This window comes from Bradyrhizobium sp. SYSU BS000235 (assembly GCF_049747295.1).
Lineage (GTDB): Bacteria > Pseudomonadota > Alphaproteobacteria > Rhizobiales > Xanthobacteraceae > Afipia.
On sequence record NZ_JBMHJM010000001.1, the window covers coordinates 3,805,349 to 3,828,301 of the forward strand.

The following is a 22,953-nucleotide window of genomic DNA, read 5'->3' on the forward strand; positions in this document are numbered from 1 at the left end:
GTCGTGAGCCTACTGCTTATCGGCCTGATCGCCTGGCTAATCTGGGAGCATCGCCATGATTAACGCGCGCGGCTGAGTCGTTTTCGGTCTGGCGGCGGCGGTGCTTCTATGTGTCTCGGGCTTCGGGCCGTCCTAAACAGCAGCACGGTGTGAATCTTCGAAATGTATTAGAAAAATCAATGCATTAATCTTTGTTTACATCTCGATGAAGAATCCTGGTGAGGACTACTCTTAACTATATTAGCCCGTTTAAAGCTCGTCATGGTTGTGACATTCTCCCGGCGACGTGGCCGGGGGACTATTGTGGCGGACGACGATTTTCAGCGGTTTGTAATTCTCAATCGTTTGGCGAGTGCTTCTACATCGCATGCACCTCCAGAATATAAGCCGCCGCTGGTCGGGGGCGAGGCCCTTCTGTCTGTTTTGCAAGACAGGAAAAATGCTGGCCACGCCATCGAGTTTATCGGCGGCGCCGATGCTGAACGGGATGCGGATGAGACAGAGGATGCACGAATTGCGCGATGCAGCGGGCTCAATTTCATTTGGCTCCGCGATATCAAAGTTAAAAAGTCAGGTCAGTATTCGTATGCGAAGCTGCTGCTGGAATACGTAGATCAAGGAAAACGGACATTTTCTGTCGTCGACACTGAAAGTCTGGAAGGGAGAGATATTGCAGGTAGGAAGAACGAACGTGGTGGCGTCTCCGCTCATATTGTCGTTCGCCTTCCAACTACACAGCATGATGATGGGCAATATCGCTGCGCTATAGAGGTTGCACACTCAATCAATCGATCAATGATCGAGAGCTTCATTAACCGGCAATTGCGACGTTGGGCACGCGCGGACGAACTCACTTACGAAGTCCATTCTCCTGATAAGAAAAAACCTGGGAGGATGAACACCAAGACATACAAATATACACCGCGGCTTGAGTTGCTCGCGGATGTCGGTAGGTCGCTGTCCTTCGCCACGGCGGGCGGGCGAGAGCTTGCTCATATGATCTTTTCGAAGCGCTCGGCTAAGCAATCAATCGGCGGCAAGGACCATGTACTGGATGAAGAAATCATTGCCGACGTTGTTCTCAAGATAAACGCACATCGCGGACCGAATGATCCAGTTGAGCGCATAAAGTGGCTCACTGGCCTGCGAACCCTCTATGAAACGAATGGGTATAAGACCAAGCTGACATACCGTCAGATAAATGGCGGGACGATCACGGGAAAGGTACATCAAGCTTTGGCCGGCGCTACCGACCTATTGATGTGTCAAAAAGAGCTGATGTCGCTAAAGCATGACTACCGCGACTGGTATTCCGAAATAGATGATCAAGTAGCCGATCAAATGGCCACATTCGTGGACAAGGATGAGCTATGGGAACGCGGCAAATAAAGCTTCTGGACGTACAGCAAGGAGGTAAGCAGTCACGCCTGCGCTTGCTTGCGCCATTGCGATATCTCGAAATTCGTCATCCGGAAAAGTTCAAATACGACGTCATCATACCCGTCGTCGTCGGAATACTTTGTTGGGCCATCTATATGGTCATTGATCCTCGCCCCGCCCTTTTTGGGGAGGGAGGTCTCCTGAGATTTGCCCGAGATCTGCTCGTAATGGCGGTCCCCTTCATGATCGGCGCACTTGCAGCCGTGTCAATGGGAGCGCCAGGTCCGAATATAGACAAACGCCCGATCGGTGCAGAGCTGTGGCTCGACAATGATGCGCTTACGATGCGCCAATTTCTATGCTTTCTGCTTGGCTATCTCAGTTTCCTTGGACTTGTGACGCTCTTCGCTGTTGTAGGAGCAGGTTTGATGAAGGATGCGGTGCTGGCTTGGACAGCCAAATTGCCGTACTTGCGTTTTGCCCTTCATGCAGGGGGCGCTTTAACGCTATCGATGTTGCTTTCCTTGCTTTCAGTGACAGTGCTGTGGTCGCTTTACTTTCTGACGGATGTGGCGAACCGCAAAGGCATATAACCGTTGCTCTGTCTGGCGTTATGTAAAGCCGCGCTCCTCAACTGGGGCGCGGCTTTTTTATTGTTCATCGTCTGAAGAGAGCGAAGGCGAGAAGCGCTATCGGTAGAACGCCCAGTATCACCACAGCAATTCGGAAGCGAGTTTCTTTGTCCATGGAAGGAATTTCGCGCCAGGAAATCCCGAACCGCATACCCCAGAGAGGGTATTGCAATCGCTCTAATCTCGCGGGCTGCGATTCGTGGGAGCGAGAGATAGGCCTTCCGCTGCGACTTTGTCGCGAATTGAATCCTCGGTCCGCCCGAGCTTCATTGCAATCAGGCTGGTGGGCGTATTCTCTGTGATGAGCGTCTTCAGGGTCTGAAGATCGTCGCCGCTCCACGGCTTGCCATCGTTTTCTGCTGCCATTGTGCACCTCCATTATGGTGCCAACATCGAAGCGACAATCCGGTTCCTCTCACATTCTCCGCCGCGTAGGCGAACCGAAAATCTCCACAAGCTCGAGACCGCTTGCGTCGTGCAGATGCTTGCCGATGTTCTCCGGCATACGCATGTCGAACTTGACGCCGCACACGGTGCACGTCATCGAGTGTTCGTCCTCATTGTAGGCTTTCCACCCGGAGAGACCGCCGCCGTCGCTATCGTCGATCATCTGAAGCGCGCCCATTCCGTAGCATTGACGCCCGCCGATCGCCGGTCGCGCTTCAAATGCCTCTCATCTGGAAATGGGCAACCAAGTTTCTTGGCCTGCGCTTTCACGCCGGTGACGCTGCGGCGGAACGCGACGGAGGCTCGTGCGGCGGAGATGCCGGCCGCCACCATATTTCTTAAGCGCTCGATATCTTCAGCCTTCCATGTCCGGCTTGTGACGTGTTTCGGCATTGAGTTCAGGCTCGATCTGGGAAGTTGACCGTAAACGCTCAAGCTCCACCTGATGTTCCATGGCGACCTCTCGGAGAGCCGCGGCTGTCGTGGGATCGACCGCCGCGGCGAGTCGAAAGCATCTTTCGATTTGGTCCAATAGATATAAGCGGCGGTCAGCGGGATCTGGCGACATTGCAATCGAATCGATAATTTCGACGAGACGCTTAGTTAACTCCCTTGACCATCATCGTTCCTATGAAAAGGATCGGCCGGGCTCGTGGAACCTCAATTAGCCCGGCCGGCCTTTGCCACCTGCCTGTGAAACCAGGCGGCAAACCTACACGGGAGGCTTTAGCGGACTGTGAGCCCAAGCCTGTGCATCTTCGCTCTTGAGTGGGTCTGTCGGCGCATCGCATTTCGGACATTGCCAGCTCTTCCGCCGTCCTTGGATGACGCGGGTCATAGGCGAACCACAGTTGGGGCAAACCGCTTCGTCGGTCACGACACCGCTCAAAATAAAGGAAACTGCTCGACGTGATATTAGCAGTTCCGATCCCCGCTAGGTAGCCTGTTGAGCGAGGCTGTCACGTCCCGGGTGCCAGTTTCATTGCAGGGTAATCTTGCCGGTCTTTCGGAAGTCGTCCAGAGCACTCACTGCCTCCGCGTTGGCGGCCCGAACGTCTCGATCATTTCGATCTTACCGCCGTGGACATGTTTCAGAACCTCGTCCAGCTTTCGCATGTCGTAACCTTTGCCGCAGGTCGAACAGATCGTCAGATGATCGATATCAGCTTTCGGCTCCCAGCCTGTTGGAATGCCATCGCTCGGTTTGTCGTCGCTCATCTCGCCAGCCGCTTCCCGATCTTCAGGACCTTTTTCTCACGCTTCAGCGCTCCGTCCGGTTTTCCATAAATTAGCTGGGACATTCCCCACTGAGCATGCTGTATCGGACCGGTTCGTGTTGCGGCCAGCAAAAGCGCTTCAGTCGCGGTAAGAACAGGACGTGTTTTTTGCTGCGCTTCAGGGAGGGCAAGAATGTAGTCGCGGGCATCCGCTAACGTTTCTAGTGGTCTACCAGATGGCACCTGCACCGGTTGATGGAACCGATCTTCCCAGGACACAACGCAACTCCGGCACGCTACTAACTGCATTCAAGATCATCTGATTATTTATGTTCCACAAATTCTTATTCGTGCCTCCTGCGGCCCAGCAAGCCGATTCGAAGGCATGATTACGGGCACTGTTGCTGCGGCTTCCGGGGGACGGGCTTCTTCGAATTTCATGCTGGAACATGATCCGATGACGGGCACTGGGCGCTTCTCGGTTGATCGGGTCGGCTTAATCACCTCGCGCGGCAAATATCCCAGAGAGCGCGATAGAGAACAGAACTGCGGAAGCTAGAAGAAACAGCCCGCCAGCGATGAATGCGTACCCTATGACGCCGGCGACACCGCCTAGTAGAAACGCGATAACAGTTTGAACGTGGAGCAGCAGTTTGGATCGGTCGTTGCTTGCCTGGTCAAAGGCTTCCCTTCCGCGCGCGACGTCCAAGAGATTGCCCAGTTCAATTCCAATGTCAGTGGCCATTCCTGACACGTGGGTGGTCCGCACACGGGCATTTGATATCCTGGTCACCACAGCATTTTGAAGCCCCATAAGAAAGCTGAGCGCCATCACGATAAGGGGAACGCGCCAGGCCTCACGCAACCAGATGTCCGCCAACCCAAGCGGTGCCAAAAGGACCGCTTCGGCCAAAATGCTGTACGCAAATATCCCTGGTATTTTCCTCCGCCTACCTGCGTTAATCAGCAGGCTTGAGACAGTAGCACCGCTAATGAACGCGATGACGATCGCGAAGAAACCGAAGGCCGGCAGGAGGTGGCCAGAAGCAACCCGATCCGAGAATATTGAAACGTTGCCCGTCATATTCGCGGAAAAGAAGCCGACCGCATGAAACGCGGCAGCGTTGAGCGCACCAGCAATTGTTGCGAGACTTACAGCTAGCCGGCGGTCGAACGCTTCGGTCCGGCCTGAGCCCTGATGTACGAGCATGTTGTCAGATCAGTCGGTAGGAGTTGTACCGTCCTATCACGGTGGCCAGCGATTTGTCACTGGCATGGGCGGCCTAGTAACTCGGGACGCGATGAGTCCGGCAATCGAAGGCGGCCCATCTTTGCCTGAGCCCCCCGATGCTGCCCCATTGACGACGCGTTTAGGAACGCGGTCAACGTCGCTTTGGGCAATTCGCAGTAGTGATAATAGACGGTCTGAAGCTGGACGATCATGTACTGATTGCAGTCGTCGTAGCACACGCGATTGATGAAGCTGCTGCGTGTGATGTCCTGGCAGGTGAATTCCTTTAGGTCGATCGCGCCGCGATACTTCACTTGGACCGTCTCGGCGCCCGCCCAAGAGGCAGATAACAGAGCGGCAGCGATCAGGGAGAACAGCCTCAGCATTGGACAATCACGGGGGAAATACCGCACCAGTTTCGCGCCAGAAACGATGCGCTTGAAGGGGGAAAATTCAAATACAACAAGAACACTATGCGAACAAACTGTGCCTGTTTTTGTGCCTGACAAAACCGCTTCTGTTCACCGTTTAGGCCGGGTTTGCCGTGGCCTAGAAAGTGCAAAAACCCCGCATAAACACCGTATTTATTGGTGTTCTCCATGCTCAAACCGGCGGTAGAGCAGCGGTTTTGTAAACCGAAGGTCGGGAGTTCAATCCTCTCAACCGGCACCACGTTTCCCTGACTTTTCATTCCTTATGGTGTGGCGGCAACGCGCGGTTTCGCGCGGCCGGGACCGTGCAGCCACCCGCAACCCTCCATTAACCTCAACTTTCCAAAACCTTATCGCAATTCTTCAACATTGAACGTCTGCCAAGGCTTGCGCATTAGCCTTACCGGACGATTAGGGCCCGCCTTTAACCCCTGCCGCGAAGGGCTGGATTAGGGTTGGCCGTCATTTGAAAGGCTGCCCTGGAATGCGCGTGTCAGTGACTTTGGCGATTTTGCTCGGAACGATGGCCTCGGCGATGGCCGACAGCGGTGCGCTTATCGTGATTCCCGGACGGCCGGGCGTCCCCGTGATGATCAATGGCCGCGATGCGTCGTACGGTGTCGTCGAATACGAGTGGGGTCTCGCGCATCACTTCAAGCCGCAGACCATCGTCTATGGCGGCTGGGATGAGTACATCGCCCCGGAAGTCGGTCATTATTATCCGAGTGCGGGCCGCACGCCGGGCTATGGCCGCCTCGAAATCGAACCGCCGGCCAACCGTCGCCTGCCGCAACCGGCGGAAAGCTATCGCCAGTCGTGGTCGGCGCAATCGCCGCAGCCCGCACAGCAGAATATTCCGTATGATCCACCGCCGGTGATCGTTGCGCCGGAAATCCGTGGCGGTCGTCCGAATCGGTTTCAGCAGTTCCGAAATTAAACATCGCTGATCAACAGCGGGTTTTTGAACAGGAGAGTGTCAATGCGTCAGAAAATTGCGGGGTTGATCGCGGGCTTGGTCCTTGCGGCGACCATGTCGGCGGCGCCAGTGCAGGCATGTACGGCGACCGATCCATGCGGCAGCTATGGCTATTATGGTTATGGCAACGGATGCGGCAGTGGCTTGGGATGTGGCTCCAGCTACGGTTATGGCGGTTACCGCTATGGCTACGGTTACAGCGTGCGTGAGCGCCTGCCGGATCCGACCGCGGGATTTCCTTATCAGAGCCCGCAATACTACTACGTCAATCAGGGGCCGACCTACACCGGTCCCGGCAACTACGCTCCGTTCCCGACCTATCAGGAACGTGCGGTGAGCGGTTGGGGGGCTTACAGCCGTCCTTACTATTACGGCTACTATGGCGGGCCGTACGCGAATGCGACCCATCACTATTACGACGGCGCGCCGGGCATCAGCGGAGCGAGGGTTTACACCTATCGCTGGGGCCGCCGCCACTACGCGCATCGCGGCTATCGTCCGCACCGCGCGCCGAAGTATTACTACGCAACGCGTTCCGGCGTCCGGTACGGACACGCCAGCCGGCATGGCTATCCGCATTTCCGTCAGGTGCCGCGCGACAGCCTGGCGCGCGGCGCGCACGTGCCGATGAAGCCGCACACTTACAAGTTCTGATCGCACGTTCTGACCGCGAGCTCTGATCGCTCGCGATCCGCAAACGAACAACGCCCGCTTGCAAGTTAAGCGGGCGTTTTGTTTTGTGTTGAACGAGCGTTAGCTCATCAGGCCGAGACGCGTACTGCCGATGTAGAGTGCAAGCGCCGCCGCATTCGAGACGTTGAGGCTCTTGATCGCGCCGGGCATGTCCATGCGCGCAACCACCTTGCAGGTCTGACGCGTCAACTGGCGCAACCCTTTGCCTTCGGCACCGAGCACCAGCGCGAGCGGCGCCTGCAGCGCGACGCCGGCGAGATTTTCGGTGCCTTCGCTGTCGAGGCCGACAGTCATGAAGCCGAGGTCGTTCATTTGGGTCAGCGCCCGTGCCAGATTCTGCACGCTGACGATGGGAACGAGTTCGAGGGCGCCGGAGGCGGACTTCGCCAGCACGCCGGTGGCTTCCGGGCTGTGCCGGGCCGTGGTCACGATGGCCTTGACGTCGAACGCTGCGGCCGAGCGCAGGATCGCGCCGACATTGTGCGGATCGGTGATCTGGTCGAGCACCAGCACGATGCCCTCGCGCGCAAGCGTATCGAGATCCGGTGAGGGCAGGGCATCGGTCTCCGCCAGCAGACCCTGATGGACGGCATCCGGGCTCAGGCGGCGGTCGATCTCCTGGGGCCGGACCATCTCCGGCGTCACGCGGGTGTCGATGTTCTCCTCCGCAAGGCGCCGGGCGGCGTTCTCGGTGAGGAACAATTTGCGGATGCGGCGGGCAGGGTTGGCCAGTGCGGCCGTCACCGTGTGCCAGCCATAAAGAATCACTGGGCCATCGGCCTGGTCGTCGCGGTCGCGCCAGGCCGGCCGGCCGCCAGGGCCGCGGTTCTGGCCCCGGTCTTTACCGCGGCCTTGCTGATTTGCGCCCCGAAAGCGCGGTTTTCGCGTGGAATCGCTCATGCCGGGGTTGTCCCACGCGGTTGGAATAATGGCAATTTCCGGCGTGGCGCCGGGCGTGAAAATGCCGTCATAATTCTCCCCGCCTTGGTTGACTTTACCCCACGCCTTCGCCCATAAACGCGCCGACCGGGCGCCCGTTTTCGGGCTCGCTTTTTACCGTCATCCATGGCCGTCCAGCCGCCCAATTCGGGTGTGTGAAGGGCCGACGACGTTAAGCGGGGGAGTGTCCCGAGTGGCAAAGGGAGCTGACTGTAAATCAGCCGCCGTATGGCTTCGAAGGTTCGAGTCCTTCTTCCCCCACCATCTTGAAAACGCTCGCGGAATTGATTTTCCGCGGGCGTTTTTATTTGGCCTCGTCTGATCTCGTCTGATCCAGGAACAGTCGTCCGCGCGATCCGTTGCCATTGGGGGAAAACGGAGGTCGCCATGAAGATCGCAGCAACCGCTCTCGCGCTCACGCTCGCATGGATGGTTGGTCCGCTCGCGCATGCTGTCGCCGATGACCCCGGTCCGGATTGGATGCCGCGCGAGCAGATCAGACAAAAGTTGATCGAGGCGGGTTACACTGAGATCACCGAACTCGAAGCCGATGATGGCCACTGGGAAGGTGAGGGTGTGAAAGGCGGCAAGCGGGTGGAATTTCATCTCGATCCCAACTCCGGCGCGGTTCTCTCTGAAAAGGTGAAGAAGCCTAAGAAAGAGTGACGCGCTTCGACGCGGAGTCGTTGCAAGAGACGACGTTCGGTATTGCTGACGCGAAGGCGACTCGCACTCTCGACCTCAAGATATGCTTCGATCTACCAGCGATGCAGCGCTCTTCGATTGTGGTTTGAGAACGCAACGTCTCATTTGAAAAAGAAGTGTTCTGAGTCGCGCATGGAGTTGTTCTCCGCGCAAATGAATTTTCTTCTTCTTGCTCGCGCCTTCAGCAAATCTCGCACTGCGAGATTTGAATCAACATCGCGCGCCACGATCGCGTGGCGTTGTGAACAGGACATTCGTGTCAAATCACGACCTGGTTAATATGGTTAAGAATTCGTCACCAAGTTGTTATGCGTCGCCTCTATAGGATGGAACCAAGCGACGGACGTGCGTCTCAACAGGCGCGCGTGCGTATTTGGCGGCGCGCCAGCGCCATTGATTTGAGGGTTGATCGGCTATCTCGGTCCCGCATGCGTCGGGTGAGATGTCCGGCTGGAGTTTGACGACGATGATGACGACGGCGGTTCCGTTTTCTCACCGACACCACACGATCCAATCTGAAACCGTGCCGGGCACACCGCTGGTTTATTCAATTCACTGATCTGCGAATTTCTCGTTGCCCGGTTTTTGATCGGGCAGCGTCTCACCTCACCAAACGCTCATCGCTTCGCTTTTGAAGCCACCCTTTTGTGCGCCTAAATTTCCGGAGAATTTTCATGGCTACCAATCTCAGCGCAGGTTCGATCGCTTTCACCGGTTACAACGGCAGCGGCAACGACAATCTTTCTTTTGTCGTTCTGACAGACATCGCGAGCGGTACGGTCATTAATTTTACTGACAATACGTGGAACGGAACCAGCTTCGTAAATAGCGAAAGCATCTTCACCTGGACTGCGACTGATAATGTTGCTGCGGGTACGGTGATCGATCTGGACAATCTCAAGAACGGTAATGCCAGCGCTTCAGCCTCCATTGGCACATTAAACTTCACGGACAGCAGCAATCTTGGTCTCTCGAACGATAATGAGACCGTATACGCTTACACCGAGTCCGCAGGTTCGCCCAAGTTCCTCGCCGCTATCTCCAATGTCGGATTCACCGGCAACAACGGCGACAAGTACGGTACTTTGACCGGCACGGGACTTACGGAGGGGGTCAACGCGATCGCCTTCTCGGGTGGTGTTGATACCGTGGGCTATAGCGGTTCACTCAGCGGAATGGGAAGCTTCGCTGACTATCTGAGCGCGATTAACAATTCGGCGAATTGGGCTGCGGTCGCAGCCGGAGCGTTCCCCACAACGCCTTTCACCGTCGCACCCCCGGCAGCTGCGCAGACCGTTTCATTTACGGGCACCACATCCATTACTGTTAATGAAGGCGATGCTGGCGCGCAGACGGTCACCTTCACTGTCCAGCGCACCGGCGGTACGGCAGGTGATTTCCATTTCACCGTCAAGGTTGTCGGATCCTCCGGACTCGTCAATGGCGACGACTTTGGTGGAACGATGCCGGGCTTGATCGAGGGTGTAATCCTTGATGGACAGACCACGGCCACGTTTACACTGACCTACACTGGCGATACGCGCTACGAGGCAAAGGACGGCATTACCGTTCAGCTTATTGCGGCCAGCAACGACGAAGCCCCCGCTAGTGTCGCTACCGGCAGCAAGGGACTCGGCCGCCTCACTCTGACCAACGACGATCCTGTTCCGACCAAGATCGCGGCAGGCGACATCGTCGAAGGTTCGGTGTCGTTGACCGGCGACCAGACGTTCGTGATCGAAAAGGGCGGACTGATGATCGGCAGCACGGGCACCGTGCCGATCACCTGGGCCGGCACCAATTCTCACGTGACGATCGACAACTCCGGAACGATCCAGGCCGGAGCGGGCGGAAGCGCCATCAGTCTTAGCTCGTCGGCCACCGGAACCATGGAAATCGACAACCATCTTGATGGCCAGATTCTCGGATTGCTCAATCTGAACTCGCGTCCCGGGGCAACCGTGACCATCAATAACGACGGTCTGATCAATGGCGGTATCGGTTTTGCCAATAAGATCGGCGGGGGCGGAGGCACCATCAACAATAGTGCCACCGGCATCGTCACGGCGGATACGGCGGATGGCACCGCGATAGGCAATGGCGGCAACGTCGAGATCAACAACTGGGGCAAGATCGTTGTGCCGGCCGATACCGCGGCGTTGAGCGGCGGCGATGCCATCGACTTCAAGGAAACCCAGAACAATAGCGTGCATAACTATAACGGTGGCCTGATCGAGGGCTCCCATCACGCGATCACCGGCAGCCTCGGCGTCACGGTTATCAACGATGCGGGCGGCACCATCATTGGCCGCAACGGCTCGGCGGTGAACATCGACAATAGTGAGGATCCAGCCAACACGGTTTATGTGACCAATCGCGGCGCGATGGAGGGGCGTTCCGCGGGATACGCGGACAGCGACGGCGACGCGATTGACAACGATGGTCTGTTGCGCCTCGACAATTACGGCACGATCAAGGGTCTTGGCGCGAACGGTACGCACGACGGCGGAGCCAACGTTTCCGAAGGCGTGGCCATCGGCGGCGGTGTGATCAACAACTACGCGGGTGCAACGATCTACGGCTATGGCCGTGCGATCCAGGCTGACGACTCAGCAAATGGCGGGGCGCTAGCCGCGACCACGATCACCAACGAAGGTACCATTCAGGGGGACGGCAACGGCCCGCAGAACTTCGATCCGGGTTCGGATGCTGGCATCGTCATTGCTAACCGTGAGGCAATCGACATCCTCGGCACCTTCGCCGACACCATCACCAACAGGGGCACGATCATTGGCGGCGTCTTCACCGACGGCGGCGATGATACGCTGACCAACAGCGGCACGATGACGGCGCTGAAGACCGTCGCCATCGACATGGGCGACGGCAACGACAAGGTGGTCCTGCAGGCCGGCTCGAACATCACCGGCAGCATTCTGCTCGGCGCGGGCGACGACAGCTTCACCGCTATCGGTGTCACGAAGCAGGCCAACGTCGACGGTGGCGACGGCAACGATACCATCGTCGGCACCGATGCCGGGGATATCATTGCCGGCGGTGCGGGTAACGACACCATCACCGGCGGCAAGGGGGCTGACCAGCTGAGCGGCGGTGACGGTGACGACACCTTCAAGCTCGGCTTGGACATGCTCGGATCGGGCACCCGCACCATCGTGCTGGGCGACGGCACCACGGCGACGGTGTCCATCGACGGCCTTGCTGGAACACAGGACGTGATTTCCGGCGGCGCGGGCTACGACAAGATTGTACTGGATAAGGCGGGCACCTCTGGTTACGTGTTCGATACGACGCCTGCCGCTGGTTCGTATACCGGCATCGAGGAAATCGACGGAACATCCGGTAACGACGTCATCATGGTGACGGCGACATACCAGAGCGACGCGGTCGGCGGCGGCATCAAGCTCGATGGCGGTGCGGGTAACGATACGCTCGGCGGCGGTGCCGGCAATGACACCCTTCTCGGTGGCGACGGCAACGATCTGATCTCCGGTCTCGGCGGTAACGACACTCTCCAGGGTGCGGCGGGCAACGATACGATCTATGGTGGCGATGGCGATGATTACATCAATGGCGGCAGCGGCGCGGACGTGCTGTACGGCGATGCCGGTGTCGACACCATCTACGGCAGCGACGGCAACGACGAGATCCATGGCGGCGACGGCAACGATCAGCTGCAGGGCGAGGGCGGCGACGATACGATCTACGGCGATGCCGGCAGTGACTTCGTAGTCGGCGGCGACGGCAACGACACCATCCATGGCGGTGACGGCAACGATCAGCTGTTCGGCCAGAACGGCAACGACACCATCGAAGGCGGTGCAGGTGCTGACAAACTCAGCGGCGACGGCGGCAACGACACGCTGATTGCGGGCGCCGGCGATACGGTGCTTGGCGGCACGGGCGACGACGCCATCTACGTGTCCATCCAGGACGGCAATCCGGCATCGATCGATGGCGGAGACGGCAGCGACACCGTGCACCTAGGTGGTGTGGGCGTCGGCGCATTCGGCAAGACCGCCAATGTCGAGACGCTGGACGTCGATGCCGGCATCTGGACGGCGGATGGCACCGCCAACTACGACGCGATCACCATCGCGGCCGGTGCGGCGCTCATGAATACCATATCGGTCGAGCACAGCATGACCATCACGGTTGGCGGCACGCTGAACTCTGGCGATGACCGCGCCATCACCGCCGACGATGGGCTCGACGACGGCTCGACATTGATCGTCAATGTGCTGGAAGGCGGCGTCATCACCTCGGGTGACGATGCGATCCGCATCAAGGACAACTTCAAGAACGGCACTGTCACCATCGACAATGCTGGAACGATCACAGCGACAGGCGGCCAGGCCATCGACCTGACGGATGTCACTGCGAAGAGCACCGCGATCACCATCACCAACGAAGCCAGCGGCATCATCACGGCGATCGATGCTGACGCAATCCGTGGCGGCGGCAATACCACCATCGACAACTTCGGTTCCATCACCTCGATAGCCACTGGTGACGACGTCAACGACGCCATCGACTTCCAGGATGACGGCGGCGGCACGGTCCACAACCATGCCGGTGGCAGCATCATCGGTGCGCACCACGGCATTACCGGCTCGAAAGCTGTCACCGTCATTAATGACCTGGGCGGCACGATCATCGGCCAGAGCGGCAGCGCGGTGAACATCGACAATGATGTGACCAGCATCGTGACCGTGACCAACTATGGCACCATGCTCGGTATGGCCAATCCAGAGCAGGCGGACAGCGACGGCGACGCGGTCGATGTCGACGGTCTGCTAAACCTGGACAATTACGGCCAGATCCGCGGCATGGGCGCGAACGGTTATCACGACGGTACAAAGGCCACGGACGCCAATATCTCCGAGGGCATTGCGGCCGGTGGCGGCACGATCAACAACTACGCCGGTGCGACGATCTATGGCTACGGCCGTGCGATCCAGATCGACGACTCCGCCAATGGTGGAGCGCTGGCTTCGACTACGATCTACAATGAAGGCACCATCCAGGGTGATGGTCACGGCCCGAGCGGCGTTTCGCCGGAAGACGCTGCGACCATGCAGGCGAGCATCACCGGTCGCGAGGCGATCGACATCCTCGGCACCTTCGCCGACACCATCACCAACAAGGGACAGATCATCGGCGGCGTCTTCACTGACGGCGGCGGCGACACCTTCAATGCTTATGTCGGTTCGACCGTCACCGGCAAGATCGACCTCGGCGACGGCAACGATACGGTCAACCTGCTCGCGACCGATGGCAACACTGCCACCGGCATCCTCGGCAGCGTGACGAACGCCGAGAACCTGATCGTGGAGGGCGGCTCCTGGGCTGTCACCGACGCTTCGTCCTTCAGCAATATCGATGTGAAGGGCGGCGCCAAAATCCGGAACGTTCAGGGCGTAGCTGATTCGTTAGCACTGACCGGCGGCCAGCATTTGACGGTCGAGCAGGGTGGTTCGGTCGAATCCTATTCGATCGGCTTCGATAACGACGGCAATCCGGAGGAAGTGCTCGGGACTTCGCTTCTGCTGAAGGGGGATTTGAACGCGATCATCGACAACTCCGGTACTATCAAGGGTATCGCCGAGGTTGGAACGATGGACGGCGTGATCTTTGTGCCTCCCACGGGCCACGTGACGATCAACAATCACGAGACCGGTGTTATTTCGGGTGGAATGGTTCTGCTAGGAGCCGCGAACACGGTCGATAACTTCGGCCAGATCATCGGAGCCGATGACAACAACACCATCGCGATTAATGCCACCATTGGAGAGACGGTCACCACGATCGTTAATCACACTGGTGGTTTGATCACCACGCGTGCTGATCAGAATGTGATTCAAGCTGGCGACGGGACGACCATCGACAACGCGGGCACGATCCGCAGCATGGACGATTACACCGACAGCGAGGGCAATCTGATTGCAGGCAAGGACGCCATTGCTTTCAAGAGTTCCGATGCGGGTGGTTCGGTGCACAACGAAGATGGCGGTCTCATCGAAGGCTCGCATCACGCGGTGTCCGGCAAGGGCTCGCTGACGGTTGTCAACGATGAAGGCGGCACGATGATCGGCCGCAACGGCTCGGCGGTGAACGTCGACAACAAGTCAGGTGTCGCAAACACCGTTTTCGTGACCAACCACGGCACCATGCTCGGCCAGTCGATGGGCTACGACGATAGCGACGGCGACGCGGTCGATGTCGACGCTCTGATAAAGCTCGATAACTACGGCACGATCCGTGGTGAGGGCGCCAACGGCACGCACGACGGCGGTGCAAATGTTTCCGAAGGCGTGGCAATCGGCGGAGGCGTGATCAACAACTACGCCGGTGCAACGATCTACGGCTATGGCCGCGCGATCCAGGTCGACGACTCCGCCAATGGAGCCGCGAAGGCCGCGACCACGATCACCAACGAAGGCACTATCCAGGGTGATGGTCACGGTCCTCAGAACTTCGAACCAGGTTCTGACGCCGGTATCGTGATCGCAGGTCGCGAGGCGATCGACATCCTCGGGACCTTCGCAGATACCATCACCAACAAGGGAACAGGTAAGATCATCGGCGGCATCTTCACCGATGGTGGCGACGACATCTTCAACGCTTATGTCGGTTCGAGTGTCACCGGCAAGATCGATCTCGGTGACGGCAACGACACCGTCAATCTGTTCGCGACCGTTGGCAGCTCGGCCACCGGCAACCTCGGCACCGTGGTCAATGCCGAAAACCTGAACGTCAAGAGCGGCAGCTGGACGATTGCCAACAGCCAGAACTACAAGACCATCGACGTCGCCACTGATGCGACGGTTGCTGCGGCATTGATCCTGGGGGCCGGTGAGACCCTGACAATCGAGCAGGGCGGTACCGTTCAAGGACCGACAAGCGCGGTGGTGGTCAATGGCGGTACGTCGGATACCCTCGTTATCAACGACGGCAACATCAAGGTCTTGGCAGCCGCCGGCCAGAAGGACGACGCGATCACGGTCAACAGCGGGACGGTGACCGTCCACAACACCGGACACGGTGTGATCGAAGGTGCGCGTCATGCCATCACCGGTCCGGGTGCCATCACCGTCATCAACGATGCGGGCGGTCTGATCGTCGGCCATAACGGCTCGGCGGTGAACATGGACAATGGTTCGTCCGAGGCGGAGGCGGCTCACGTTACCAACTACGGCACGATGCTGGGAGACTCGGCTGAGATCGCCGACAGCGACGGCGATGCGGTCGATGTCGACGGTATCGTCTATCTCGACAACTACGGCATGATCCGTGGCGAAGGTGCCAACGGCACGCACAAGGGCGAAGCCAATGTGTCCGAAGGCGTGGCAGCCGGTGGCGGTACCATCCACAACTATGCCGGCGCGACGATCTACGGCTACGGCCGTGCGATCCAGATCGACAACTCCAGCAATGCTGCGGCTTTTACCTCGACGACGATCATTAACGACGGCACCATCCAAGGTGACGGTCACGGCCCGAAGAACTACGAGACAGGTTCGGCCAACAACATCAACGTCGATAACCGGGAGGCGATCGATATCCTGGGCAGCTTTGCCGACACCATCACCAACACCGCGACGGGTAAGATCCTCGGTGGCGTCTTCACGGACGGCGGCGCCGACACCCTGACCAACAGCGGCACGATGACGGCGCTGAAGGACATGGCGATTGACATGGGCGCTGGGGACGACACGGTAACGAACAACGCGACGGGGACCATCACCGGCAGCGTTGCCCTGGGTGACGGCGACGATCACCTCAGCAATGACGGTACGATCACCGTCACCAGCGGCAACGCCGTGTCCATGGGCGCCGGCGATGACTATATGGGCCTCAGCGGCACCATCACCGGCAATGTGGATGGCGGGGCTGGCAACGACGAGGTGAACATTCAGTCGACTGCTCACATCAACGGCACGGTCTCTCTGGGTGACGGCAACGATCACTTCCAGAGCTTGGGTGAGATCAAAGCCGCTGACGCCAGCGCTGTTGCGATCGACATGGGAGCAGGCGACGACACGGTCAACCTGTATACCGGCACGACAGTGCAGGGCACGATCGAGCTCGGGACCGGAAATGATATCCTGAACTCGACCGCGAACGGCAGCTATGTCGTCGATGGCGGTGACGGTAACGACTCCATCGCCATGTCATCGTCCCCTGGCGGCGGCGATGACGTCCTCAACGGCGGGGCCGGCAACGACTCGCTCGATGGCGGTATCGGCAACGACACGCTCAGCGGCGGCGAAGGCGACGATACGTTGCTCGGAAGCGCCGGCAACGACACGCTGATCGGCGGAAACGGGTCGGACCTCTACTACTACTGGTCCGGCGGCGGCGACGACACCATCATCGAAGGTGCCGGTAATGCGGGTGACTTCGATACGCTCAGCCTCCGCGACTTCAATATCAACGACGTGACGTTGGCGCGGAGCGGTGATGACCTCGTCGTCACCATGCAGGATGGTAGCAAGGTCGTCGTCTCTGATCAGTTCGCAGGCGGCGGTGTCGAAAACATCGTCTTCAAGGATGGTGCGATCGATCGCAACGGTGTCATCGACGCGACCAATCACGCACCGACGGTCGACGCGACGGTGGTCACCGTCGACGAAGATCACAGCATCGCTGGTCAGATTTCTGCAACCGACCCGGATGGCGATAAGCTGACCTACTCGACGGCTAACGACCACGGCCAGCATCATGGCTCGCTCTTCCTCGGGTCGAACGGTAAGTGGACCTACACGCCTGACCATGACTTCAACGGTCATGACACCTTCACGATCACGGTGAACGACGGTCACACCTCGGTGGATACGACGATCGATGTGACGGTTAATCCCGTCAACGACGCACCGGTCGCGGTGGACGACACCGGGCGTGTCGGCGAGCACGACACGGCGACGTTCGACCTCACCGCCAATGACACCGATGTTGATGCCGGCGACGGCCATCCGAACCTCGTTCATTTCGAGGTTGATGGTGTGGATGGCATCAACGTGAGCAAGGAAGCTGCAGCCGGCGCCTTCCAGATTGTGGACGGCAAGCTGGTGTTCCATGGCGGCGACATTTTCGGCGCTCTCAACGATGGAGAACACGCAACCGTCACTATCAGCTACACCGCTGAAGACAGCAGCGGCGCGCCGACGACGGGCGAGTTCGTGCTCACCATCGATGGCGTGACGGACATGCATCAGGTCAACGGAACCGACGGATCGGATGTGCTGTTCGACACTGCCGCCGACGATCACATCATCGGCGGTAATGGTGCCGACGTGATCTTCACGGCGTCCGGCTCGGATATCGTCGATGCAGGTGCCGGCAATGACACCGTGATGGCCTTGACCGGCAATGCGACGGTTAACGGCGGCGACGGCAATGATACCATTGTCGGCGGCACCGGCAACACGGTGCTCAATGGTGATGGTGGCAACGACACGATCACCGGCGGCTCCGGAAATGAAACCCTGAATGGCGGCGCCGGCAACGACACGCTGATCGCCAACAGTGGAAACGATCGGCTCATCGGCGGGCAGGGCAACGACCTGCTCATCGGAGGAACGGGCAGCGATACGTTCGTCTTCAAGCCCGGCGACGGTCAGGACAGCGTGGCCAACTTCAAGGCCGGCAACGGTTCGGTTCACGATGTGATCGAGGTCGACTCGCACACCTTCGCGAACTTCGATGCGGTCATGGCTGCAATTCATGACACCGCCTCGGGGGCTCAGATTCAGTACGGCGACGGATCGACACTGACTCTGAGCGGCATCACGAAGGATCATCTGGTCGTGGATGATTTCCACTTCGCCTGAGAATTCGGGACGCTCGCCGATAAAACAGATGTGGAAACGAGGCGCCAAAAAGCGCCTCGTTTTTCTTTGTCAGAGGACTGTTACAATTCTGATTTATGTCACTGGGGAAATGGCGTGAATTTCATGCCGTTGCGTTTGTTGAGTGTCGCCCGGCGTGCTGCGCGTGCAATGTCGTCAGGCTTTTTGTGTTCGGCCACGCCATGGTTTTTCCAAATATGTCCGGTTCCTCAGTGACGGCTGCGCGCGGATCTCTCGCTGCTTCCGCGAAATCCGAATTGGGGCGGGCGCTCTCAGCCTGCCGCAGCGCATTCATTGCATTCGGTCTGTTCAGCGCGGTTCTTAATCTCCTCGCGCTGACCGGCTCGTTGTTCATGCTCGAAGTGTACGACCGCGTGATCCCGAGCCGGAGCGTGCCAACCCTCGTTGGTCTCCTGTCGCTTGTTGTTGTGCTTTACCTGTTCCAGGGACTGCTCGATGCAATTCGAGGCAGGCTATTGAGCCGGATCGGAATGCGTCTTGATGCAACGCTGACGGAGCGTGTTTATCGCCTTGTCGTGCGACTGCCGTTGCAGGCCCCATCGGGGGGTGAAGGCATTCAGCCCGTTCGCGATCTCGATACGATCCGCAGCTATCTCTCCGGACGCGGAATGACAGCCTTGTTCGATATTCCATGGCTGCCGTTCTATCTCGTCATCTGTTTCGCCTTCCATGTCTGGATTGGCGTCACCGTTCTCGTTGGCGCCATCGTCCTGGTCGCGCTGACGTTGCTCACCGAGATGTATTCCAAGAACAGCGTGCGGGAAGCCACCCAGGCCGGCGCCGAACGTTCCCGCCTTGCGGAATTGAGCCGCCGGAACGCGGAAGTGATCACTGCGCTTGGTATGACGGATCGTCTGCACACTCGCTGGCAGGCCATGAATCGGGGTTACGTCGTCAAGCAATTGAAGGCGAGCGACGTCACCGACGGTCTCGGCTCGATCAGCAAAGTCTTCCGGATGCTGCTGCAGTCTGTGGTGCTCGCGGTCGGCGCTTATCTCGTCATCAACCAGCAGGCGACCGCGGGCATCATCATTGCGTCGTCCATTCTTTCGGCGCGGGCGTTGGCGCCGGTCGATCTCGCGATCTCGCAGTGGAAAAGCCTGGTCGCTGCCCGCCAGGCACGCGCGCGGCTGGAGAAGCTGTTCAACACCTTGCCCGTCACTCCCGAGCCGACGCCGCTTCCGGCCCCATCGAATACCCTCTCTGTCGAAGGTGTGTCAGTCACGCCACCGCAGTCGACGCGGACGATCGTTCAGGACATCACCTTCGCGCTGAAAAGCGGAAGCGGTGTTGGAATCATCGGTCCGAGCGCATCGGGCAAGTCGTCGCTGATCCGGGCTCTGATCGGCGTGTGGCCCGCCGCACGCGGCAGCGTACGGCTCGATGCCGCCGCACTTGATCAGTGGTCACCCGAGAGCCGAGGACGCTACATCGGCTTTCTGCCGCAAAATGTTGAACTGATCGAAGGTACGGTCGGCGAGAACATCGCGCGCTTCGATCCGCAAGCCGATCCAGCCACCGTGGTCAGTGCGGCGAAGGCTGCGGGCGTTCACGAACTGATCGTGCGCCTGCCGCAGGGATACGACACGCCGGTGGGCGAGCAGGGCCGCAATCTGTCGGGCGGTCAGCAGCAGCGTATTGCACTAGCGCGCGCGCTTTACGGCGATCCGTTCCTTCTCGTGCTCGACGAGCCGAACTCAAATCTTGATTCCGAGGGCGACGAGGCTTTGACGCAAGCCATCCTCGGCGTTCGCGCGCGCGGCGGCATCGTCGTTGTCGTGGCACATCGTCCGAGTGCGCTGGCTGGTGTGGATCACGTGCTGGCGTTGACCAGTGGCCGCCAGCAGGCGTTCGGTCCAAAGGATGAAGTGCTGTCGCAAATTCTCCGGCCCCATCCGGCTCCGATGCCGGGCAAAGTCGTAGCAGTTGCGGGAGGCCAGCGATGACCGCCACAACAATCGCGGCTGAATTCGACCCGATCCGGTCCATTCGCAAGCACTCGATCCTCGGTGCCCTCGGGTTGCTCTTGGTGGTCGGTGGTGCCGGCGGCTGGGCGGCAACGACGGATATTTCCGGCGCGCTGATCGCTCCGGGTTCGATCGTCGTCGATTCCAACGTCAAGAAAGTCCAGCACCCCACGGGTGGTGTCGTCGGTGCGCTCAATGTCCGCAATGGCGATTACGTTCATGCCGGCGATGTGCTGGTGCGTCTCGATGAGACGATGTTGCGTGCCAATCTCAGCATTGTCGCGAACGGTCTGGATGAATTGGTTGCGCGTGCGGCGCGTCTTGAAAGCGAGCGCGACGGTCTGGATCAGGTCCGCGTTCCGGCCGAGTTCGAGAGCCGGCAATCCGATCCCTACGTCATGAAGGTGATGGAGGGCGAGCGGCGGCTGTTCGAAATGCGCCGGACGGCGCGGGCAGGGCAGAAGGAACAGCTTCAGGAGCGCATTGTTCAGCTGAACGAGGAAGTGAAGGGTCTAGAGGCGCAGCAGGCGTCGAAGGGACAGGAGATCGACCTCATTCAACGTGAGCTCTCCGGTGTGTCCGAGTTGTGGGACAAAAAGCTGATCCAGCTCACGCGCCTGACATCGCTGGAACGGGAGGCCGCCCGGCTCGGTGGTGAGCGAGCCCAACTGATTGCTTCGATCGCGCAATCGCGCGGGAAAGCCGCTGAAATCAACCTGCAGATCCTGCAAATCGATCAAACGCTCGCCAGCGATGTTGCCAAGGAGCTCCGCGAGGTCGAGGGAAAGATCGGCGAATTTAGCGAACGCAAGGTTGCCGCGGAAGACCAGCTGAAGCGGATCGACATCCGGGCACCTCAGGACGGCACCGTTCACGAACTGAATGTTCACACCGTCGGCGGCGTGGTTGGTCCCGGCGAGCAGATGATGCTCATCGTGCCGTCGCATGACCTTCTCGCTGTGGAGGCGAAGGTCGCGCCGCAGGATATCGATCAACTCGTCCTGGGCCAGACGGCATCGCTGCGCTTTTCGGCGTTCAATGCCCGGACCACGCCGCAGCTCGACGGGATCGTCAATCGGATATCCGCCGACACCATCACCGATCAGAGGACCGGACAGTCCTACTACAACGTCCGCATCGGTATTCCGCCGTCCGAGATTGCGCGCCTTGGCGACGTGAAAATCGTCCCCGGCATGGTGGTGGAGTCGTTCATCAAAACCAGCGACCGGACGGTGTTGTCCTATCTCGTCAAACCGCTCGCCGATCAGATCACGCGCGCGTTCAGGGAGCGATAAGGCTGCTGCTTGAGCGGCGCAACGGCGGCGCTGCTTGGTAAGCCGGGTCAGGACGCGTGGGATCGGATCCAGACATTGCGCTTGCCGGGCGGCTTGGTGTTTGGCACGCTCGGGGAATTGATCAATCTATTTCGAGGCAGAAATGTCCAATTGGATTCTCAAGACCCTTTCGGCGCTTGCATTTGTCGCCGCTGTTGCCGGCTCCAGCGATGCGATGGCTTTCGGTGAAGAGCCGTACTGGCCGGGCATCGGCCGCGAACCGGCCATCGAGTCAGGCTGCTGGCGCTGGAACTGGCAGCAACACAGCTGGTACGAGCATTGTCCGGTCTATGTTCGGCCTAAGGCCTACATGTATCCGCGCTCGTCGCGCGTGGTGTTGCGTACCCGCGGATAAGGCGGCTTCGCATCTTCCCGATCAGCCGCCGAGGTAGCCCTATGGCCCACATCTGAGTCGTGTGGCGCTGAGGCGTGCGAGACAGGCTGCGGGCGAGGGAATTCTCAACGAGCGCAGATCTCGCGAGAGCGTACCCGGGGGCGAAGCAGGATAGTTGGGGATGACTCAAAATGACGCGCCGGCCAGCGCGTCATTTGCATTTCTCAATAGCGCGGGATCGTCGTTCAGGACCGCTGAACGGCGCAGGCGACCGAGCTGTTGTTGCCGAAGTTGACCGAGGCGTTTTCGCGCCAGCCATCGATCCAGAAGCCCTTGCCGGCGTAGCGATAACCGACGCCCATCGGCACGAGCCGGACGTAGATGGAGCGGCGCGGACCTGTGTGAACCGACGCCGTCACAAGCTCACCTGCGACGCTCACGGCGATCGGGCAGATTGGGTACTCCCGGCCGTTTTCACACGCCAGAACGATATCGGAGCAGCCTCTCGCGCTCCCTCCGGGGGACACCATCAGCCCCAGGTCGGCGGCCCCAGCCGTTAACGTGCTGACCGCAAGCATTGCCGCTGAGGCGGCGGAAGCTTTGAAAACATTCAAGAATCTGGCGCGCATGCTGCCCCCAAAAAAACTAAAAAATTCAAACGCATTAACCAATCAAGAGTCGTCGGCCGGGTCAATGCCCGCCGGAACCCCGGACTAAAGGAATGCCGACCGTGGCGATTTAACCACAGTAGGAAGACATCCTTCATTCACCATACGGGTT

General features: G+C 59.1%; 17 protein-coding genes and 1 tRNA gene. 10 read left to right on the forward strand and 8 right to left on the reverse strand.

All coding sequences use genetic code 11. The features are described from left to right. Positions 1–303: 303 nt before the first annotated feature. Positions 304–1,389 carry a hypothetical protein gene (locus tag ACP0KA_RS17775; RefSeq protein ID WP_424630053.1) on the forward strand — a complete coding sequence of 362 codons (1,086 nt, stop codon included), beginning with the start codon at positions 304–306 and terminating at the stop codon, positions 1,387–1,389. Next, entirely contained in the window at positions 1,371–1,973 is a 603-nt protein-coding gene (locus tag ACP0KA_RS17780) for a hypothetical protein (protein ID WP_424630054.1), read from the forward strand. The genes ACP0KA_RS17775 and ACP0KA_RS17780 overlap by 19 nt, the downstream gene beginning before the upstream one ends. A 216-nt stretch (positions 1,974–2,189) precedes the next feature. Here the strand turns inward: ACP0KA_RS17780 and ACP0KA_RS17785 are convergent, their stop codons facing one another. The 6 genes from ACP0KA_RS17785 to ACP0KA_RS17810 all read right to left on the reverse strand — a co-directional run bounded on the left by ACP0KA_RS17785 (position 2,190) and on the right by ACP0KA_RS17810 (position 5,416). Next, on the reverse strand, positions 2,190–2,378 hold the full coding sequence (locus ACP0KA_RS17785) for a hypothetical protein (protein ID WP_424630055.1): 189 nt from the start codon (positions 2,376–2,378) through the stop codon (positions 2,190–2,192). 49 nt (positions 2,379–2,427) lie between these two features. Then, the gene (locus ACP0KA_RS17790) at positions 2,428–2,622 is read right to left on the reverse strand and encodes a hypothetical protein (protein WP_424630056.1); all 195 of its coding nucleotides are present in this window, start codon (positions 2,620–2,622) and stop codon (positions 2,428–2,430) included. Positions 2,623–3,485: 863 nt separating this feature from the next. Further along, positions 3,486–3,677: a hypothetical protein gene (locus tag ACP0KA_RS17795; RefSeq protein WP_424630057.1), complete on the reverse strand. Its 192-nt coding sequence runs from the start codon at positions 3,675–3,677 to the stop codon at positions 3,486–3,488. Next, positions 3,674–3,955 (reverse strand): hypothetical protein, encoded by a 282-nt coding sequence (locus ACP0KA_RS17800; protein WP_424630058.1) that lies wholly within the window; start codon positions 3,953–3,955, stop codon positions 3,674–3,676. Before ACP0KA_RS17800 ends, ACP0KA_RS17795 begins: the two co-directional genes overlap by 4 nt. A 217-nt stretch (positions 3,956–4,172) precedes the next feature. Further along, positions 4,173–4,886, reverse strand: a complete 714-nt coding sequence (locus tag ACP0KA_RS17805; protein ID WP_424630059.1) for a YoaK family protein — start codon at positions 4,884–4,886, stop codon at positions 4,173–4,175. A gap of 56 nt (positions 4,887–4,942) precedes the next feature. Further along, positions 4,943–5,416 carry a KTSC domain-containing protein gene (locus ACP0KA_RS17810; protein ID WP_424630060.1) on the reverse strand — a complete coding sequence of 158 codons (474 nt, stop codon included), beginning with the start codon at positions 5,414–5,416 and terminating at the stop codon, positions 4,943–4,945. Positions 5,417–5,822: 406 nt separating this feature from the next. On the opposite strand from ACP0KA_RS17810, the gene ACP0KA_RS17815 reads away from it, so the two are divergent. Continuing rightward, a complete protein-coding gene (locus ACP0KA_RS17815) occupies positions 5,823–6,275 on the forward strand; it encodes a hypothetical protein (protein WP_424630061.1) in 453 nt (150 codons plus the stop codon). Between the two features lie 42 nt (positions 6,276–6,317). Then, positions 6,318–6,968 carry a hypothetical protein gene (locus tag ACP0KA_RS17820; protein WP_424630062.1) on the forward strand — a complete coding sequence of 217 codons (651 nt, stop codon included), beginning with the start codon at positions 6,318–6,320 and terminating at the stop codon, positions 6,966–6,968. Positions 6,969–7,067: 99 nt separating this feature from the next. Here the strand turns inward: ACP0KA_RS17820 and rlmB are convergent, their stop codons facing one another. Further along, positions 7,068–7,907: a 23S rRNA (guanosine(2251)-2'-O)-methyltransferase RlmB gene (gene rlmB / locus ACP0KA_RS17825; protein WP_424630063.1), complete on the reverse strand. Its 840-nt coding sequence runs from the start codon at positions 7,905–7,907 to the stop codon at positions 7,068–7,070. Between the two features lie 217 nt (positions 7,908–8,124). On the opposite strand from rlmB, the gene ACP0KA_RS17830 reads away from it, so the two are divergent. From ACP0KA_RS17830 to ACP0KA_RS17855, 6 genes are all read left to right on the forward strand, one after another. Further along, positions 8,125–8,210 (forward strand) — tRNA-Tyr (locus ACP0KA_RS17830). A 123-nt stretch (positions 8,211–8,333) separates the two neighbouring features. Continuing rightward, complete coding sequence (locus ACP0KA_RS17835; protein WP_424630064.1) at positions 8,334–8,612, forward strand: PepSY domain-containing protein; 279 nt, start codon at positions 8,334–8,336, stop codon at positions 8,610–8,612. 713 nt (positions 8,613–9,325) lie between these two features. After that, a complete protein-coding gene (locus ACP0KA_RS17840) occupies positions 9,326–18,499 on the forward strand; it encodes an Ig-like domain-containing protein (protein ID WP_424630065.1) in 9,174 nt (3,057 codons plus the stop codon). 215 nt (positions 18,500–18,714) lie between these two features. Then, on the forward strand, positions 18,715–20,484 hold the full coding sequence (locus ACP0KA_RS17845) for a type I secretion system permease/ATPase (RefSeq protein WP_424630066.1): 1,770 nt from the start codon (positions 18,715–18,717) through the stop codon (positions 20,482–20,484). After that, on the forward strand, positions 20,481–21,800 hold the full coding sequence (locus tag ACP0KA_RS17850; protein WP_424630067.1) for an HlyD family type I secretion periplasmic adaptor subunit: 1,320 nt from the start codon (positions 20,481–20,483) through the stop codon (positions 21,798–21,800). The genes ACP0KA_RS17845 and ACP0KA_RS17850 overlap by 4 nt, the downstream gene beginning before the upstream one ends. 142 nt (positions 21,801–21,942) lie before the next feature. After that, complete coding sequence (locus ACP0KA_RS17855; protein WP_424630068.1) at positions 21,943–22,194, forward strand: hypothetical protein; 252 nt, start codon at positions 21,943–21,945, stop codon at positions 22,192–22,194. Positions 22,195–22,418: 224 nt separating this feature from the next. Here ACP0KA_RS17855 and ACP0KA_RS17860 read toward each other — a convergent pair whose 3' ends face one another. After that, on the reverse strand, positions 22,419–22,802 hold the full coding sequence (locus ACP0KA_RS17860; RefSeq protein WP_424630069.1) for a hypothetical protein: 384 nt from the start codon (positions 22,800–22,802) through the stop codon (positions 22,419–22,421). Between the last annotated feature and the right edge of the window lie 151 nt (positions 22,803–22,953).

What these genes read in the sequence shown, in the direction of transcription:
- ACP0KA_RS17780 (WP_424630054.1), top strand. Translation starts at nt 1,371, where the DNA reads ATGGGAACGCGGCAAATAAAGCTTCTGGACGTACAGCAAGGAGGTAAG.
- ACP0KA_RS17785 (WP_424630055.1), bottom strand. Translation starts at nt 2,378, where the DNA reads ATGGCAGCAGAAAACGATGGCAAGCCGTGGAGCGGCGACGATCTTCAG.
- ACP0KA_RS17790 (WP_424630056.1), bottom strand. Translation starts at nt 2,622, where the DNA reads ATGATCGACGATAGCGACGGCGGCGGTCTCTCCGGGTGGAAAGCCTAC.
- ACP0KA_RS17795 (WP_424630057.1), bottom strand. Translation starts at nt 3,677, where the DNA reads ATGAGCGACGACAAACCGAGCGATGGCATTCCAACAGGCTGGGAGCCG.
- ACP0KA_RS17805 (WP_424630059.1), bottom strand. Translation starts at nt 4,886, where the DNA reads ATGCTCGTACATCAGGGCTCAGGCCGGACCGAAGCGTTCGACCGCCGG.
- ACP0KA_RS17815 (WP_424630061.1), top strand. Translation starts at nt 5,823, where the DNA reads ATGCGCGTGTCAGTGACTTTGGCGATTTTGCTCGGAACGATGGCCTCG.
- ACP0KA_RS17820 (WP_424630062.1), top strand. Translation starts at nt 6,318, where the DNA reads ATGCGTCAGAAAATTGCGGGGTTGATCGCGGGCTTGGTCCTTGCGGCG.
- rlmB (WP_424630063.1), bottom strand. Translation starts at nt 7,907, where the DNA reads ATGAGCGATTCCACGCGAAAACCGCGCTTTCGGGGCGCAAATCAGCAA.
- ACP0KA_RS17835 (WP_424630064.1), top strand. Translation starts at nt 8,334, where the DNA reads ATGAAGATCGCAGCAACCGCTCTCGCGCTCACGCTCGCATGGATGGTT.
- ACP0KA_RS17840 (WP_424630065.1), top strand. Translation starts at nt 9,326, where the DNA reads ATGGCTACCAATCTCAGCGCAGGTTCGATCGCTTTCACCGGTTACAAC.
- ACP0KA_RS17845 (WP_424630066.1), top strand. Translation starts at nt 18,715, where the DNA reads ATGTCCGGTTCCTCAGTGACGGCTGCGCGCGGATCTCTCGCTGCTTCC.
- ACP0KA_RS17850 (WP_424630067.1), top strand. Translation starts at nt 20,481, where the DNA reads ATGACCGCCACAACAATCGCGGCTGAATTCGACCCGATCCGGTCCATT.
- ACP0KA_RS17855 (WP_424630068.1), top strand. Translation starts at nt 21,943, where the DNA reads ATGTCCAATTGGATTCTCAAGACCCTTTCGGCGCTTGCATTTGTCGCC.
- ACP0KA_RS17860 (WP_424630069.1), bottom strand. Translation starts at nt 22,802, where the DNA reads ATGCGCGCCAGATTCTTGAATGTTTTCAAAGCTTCCGCCGCCTCAGCG.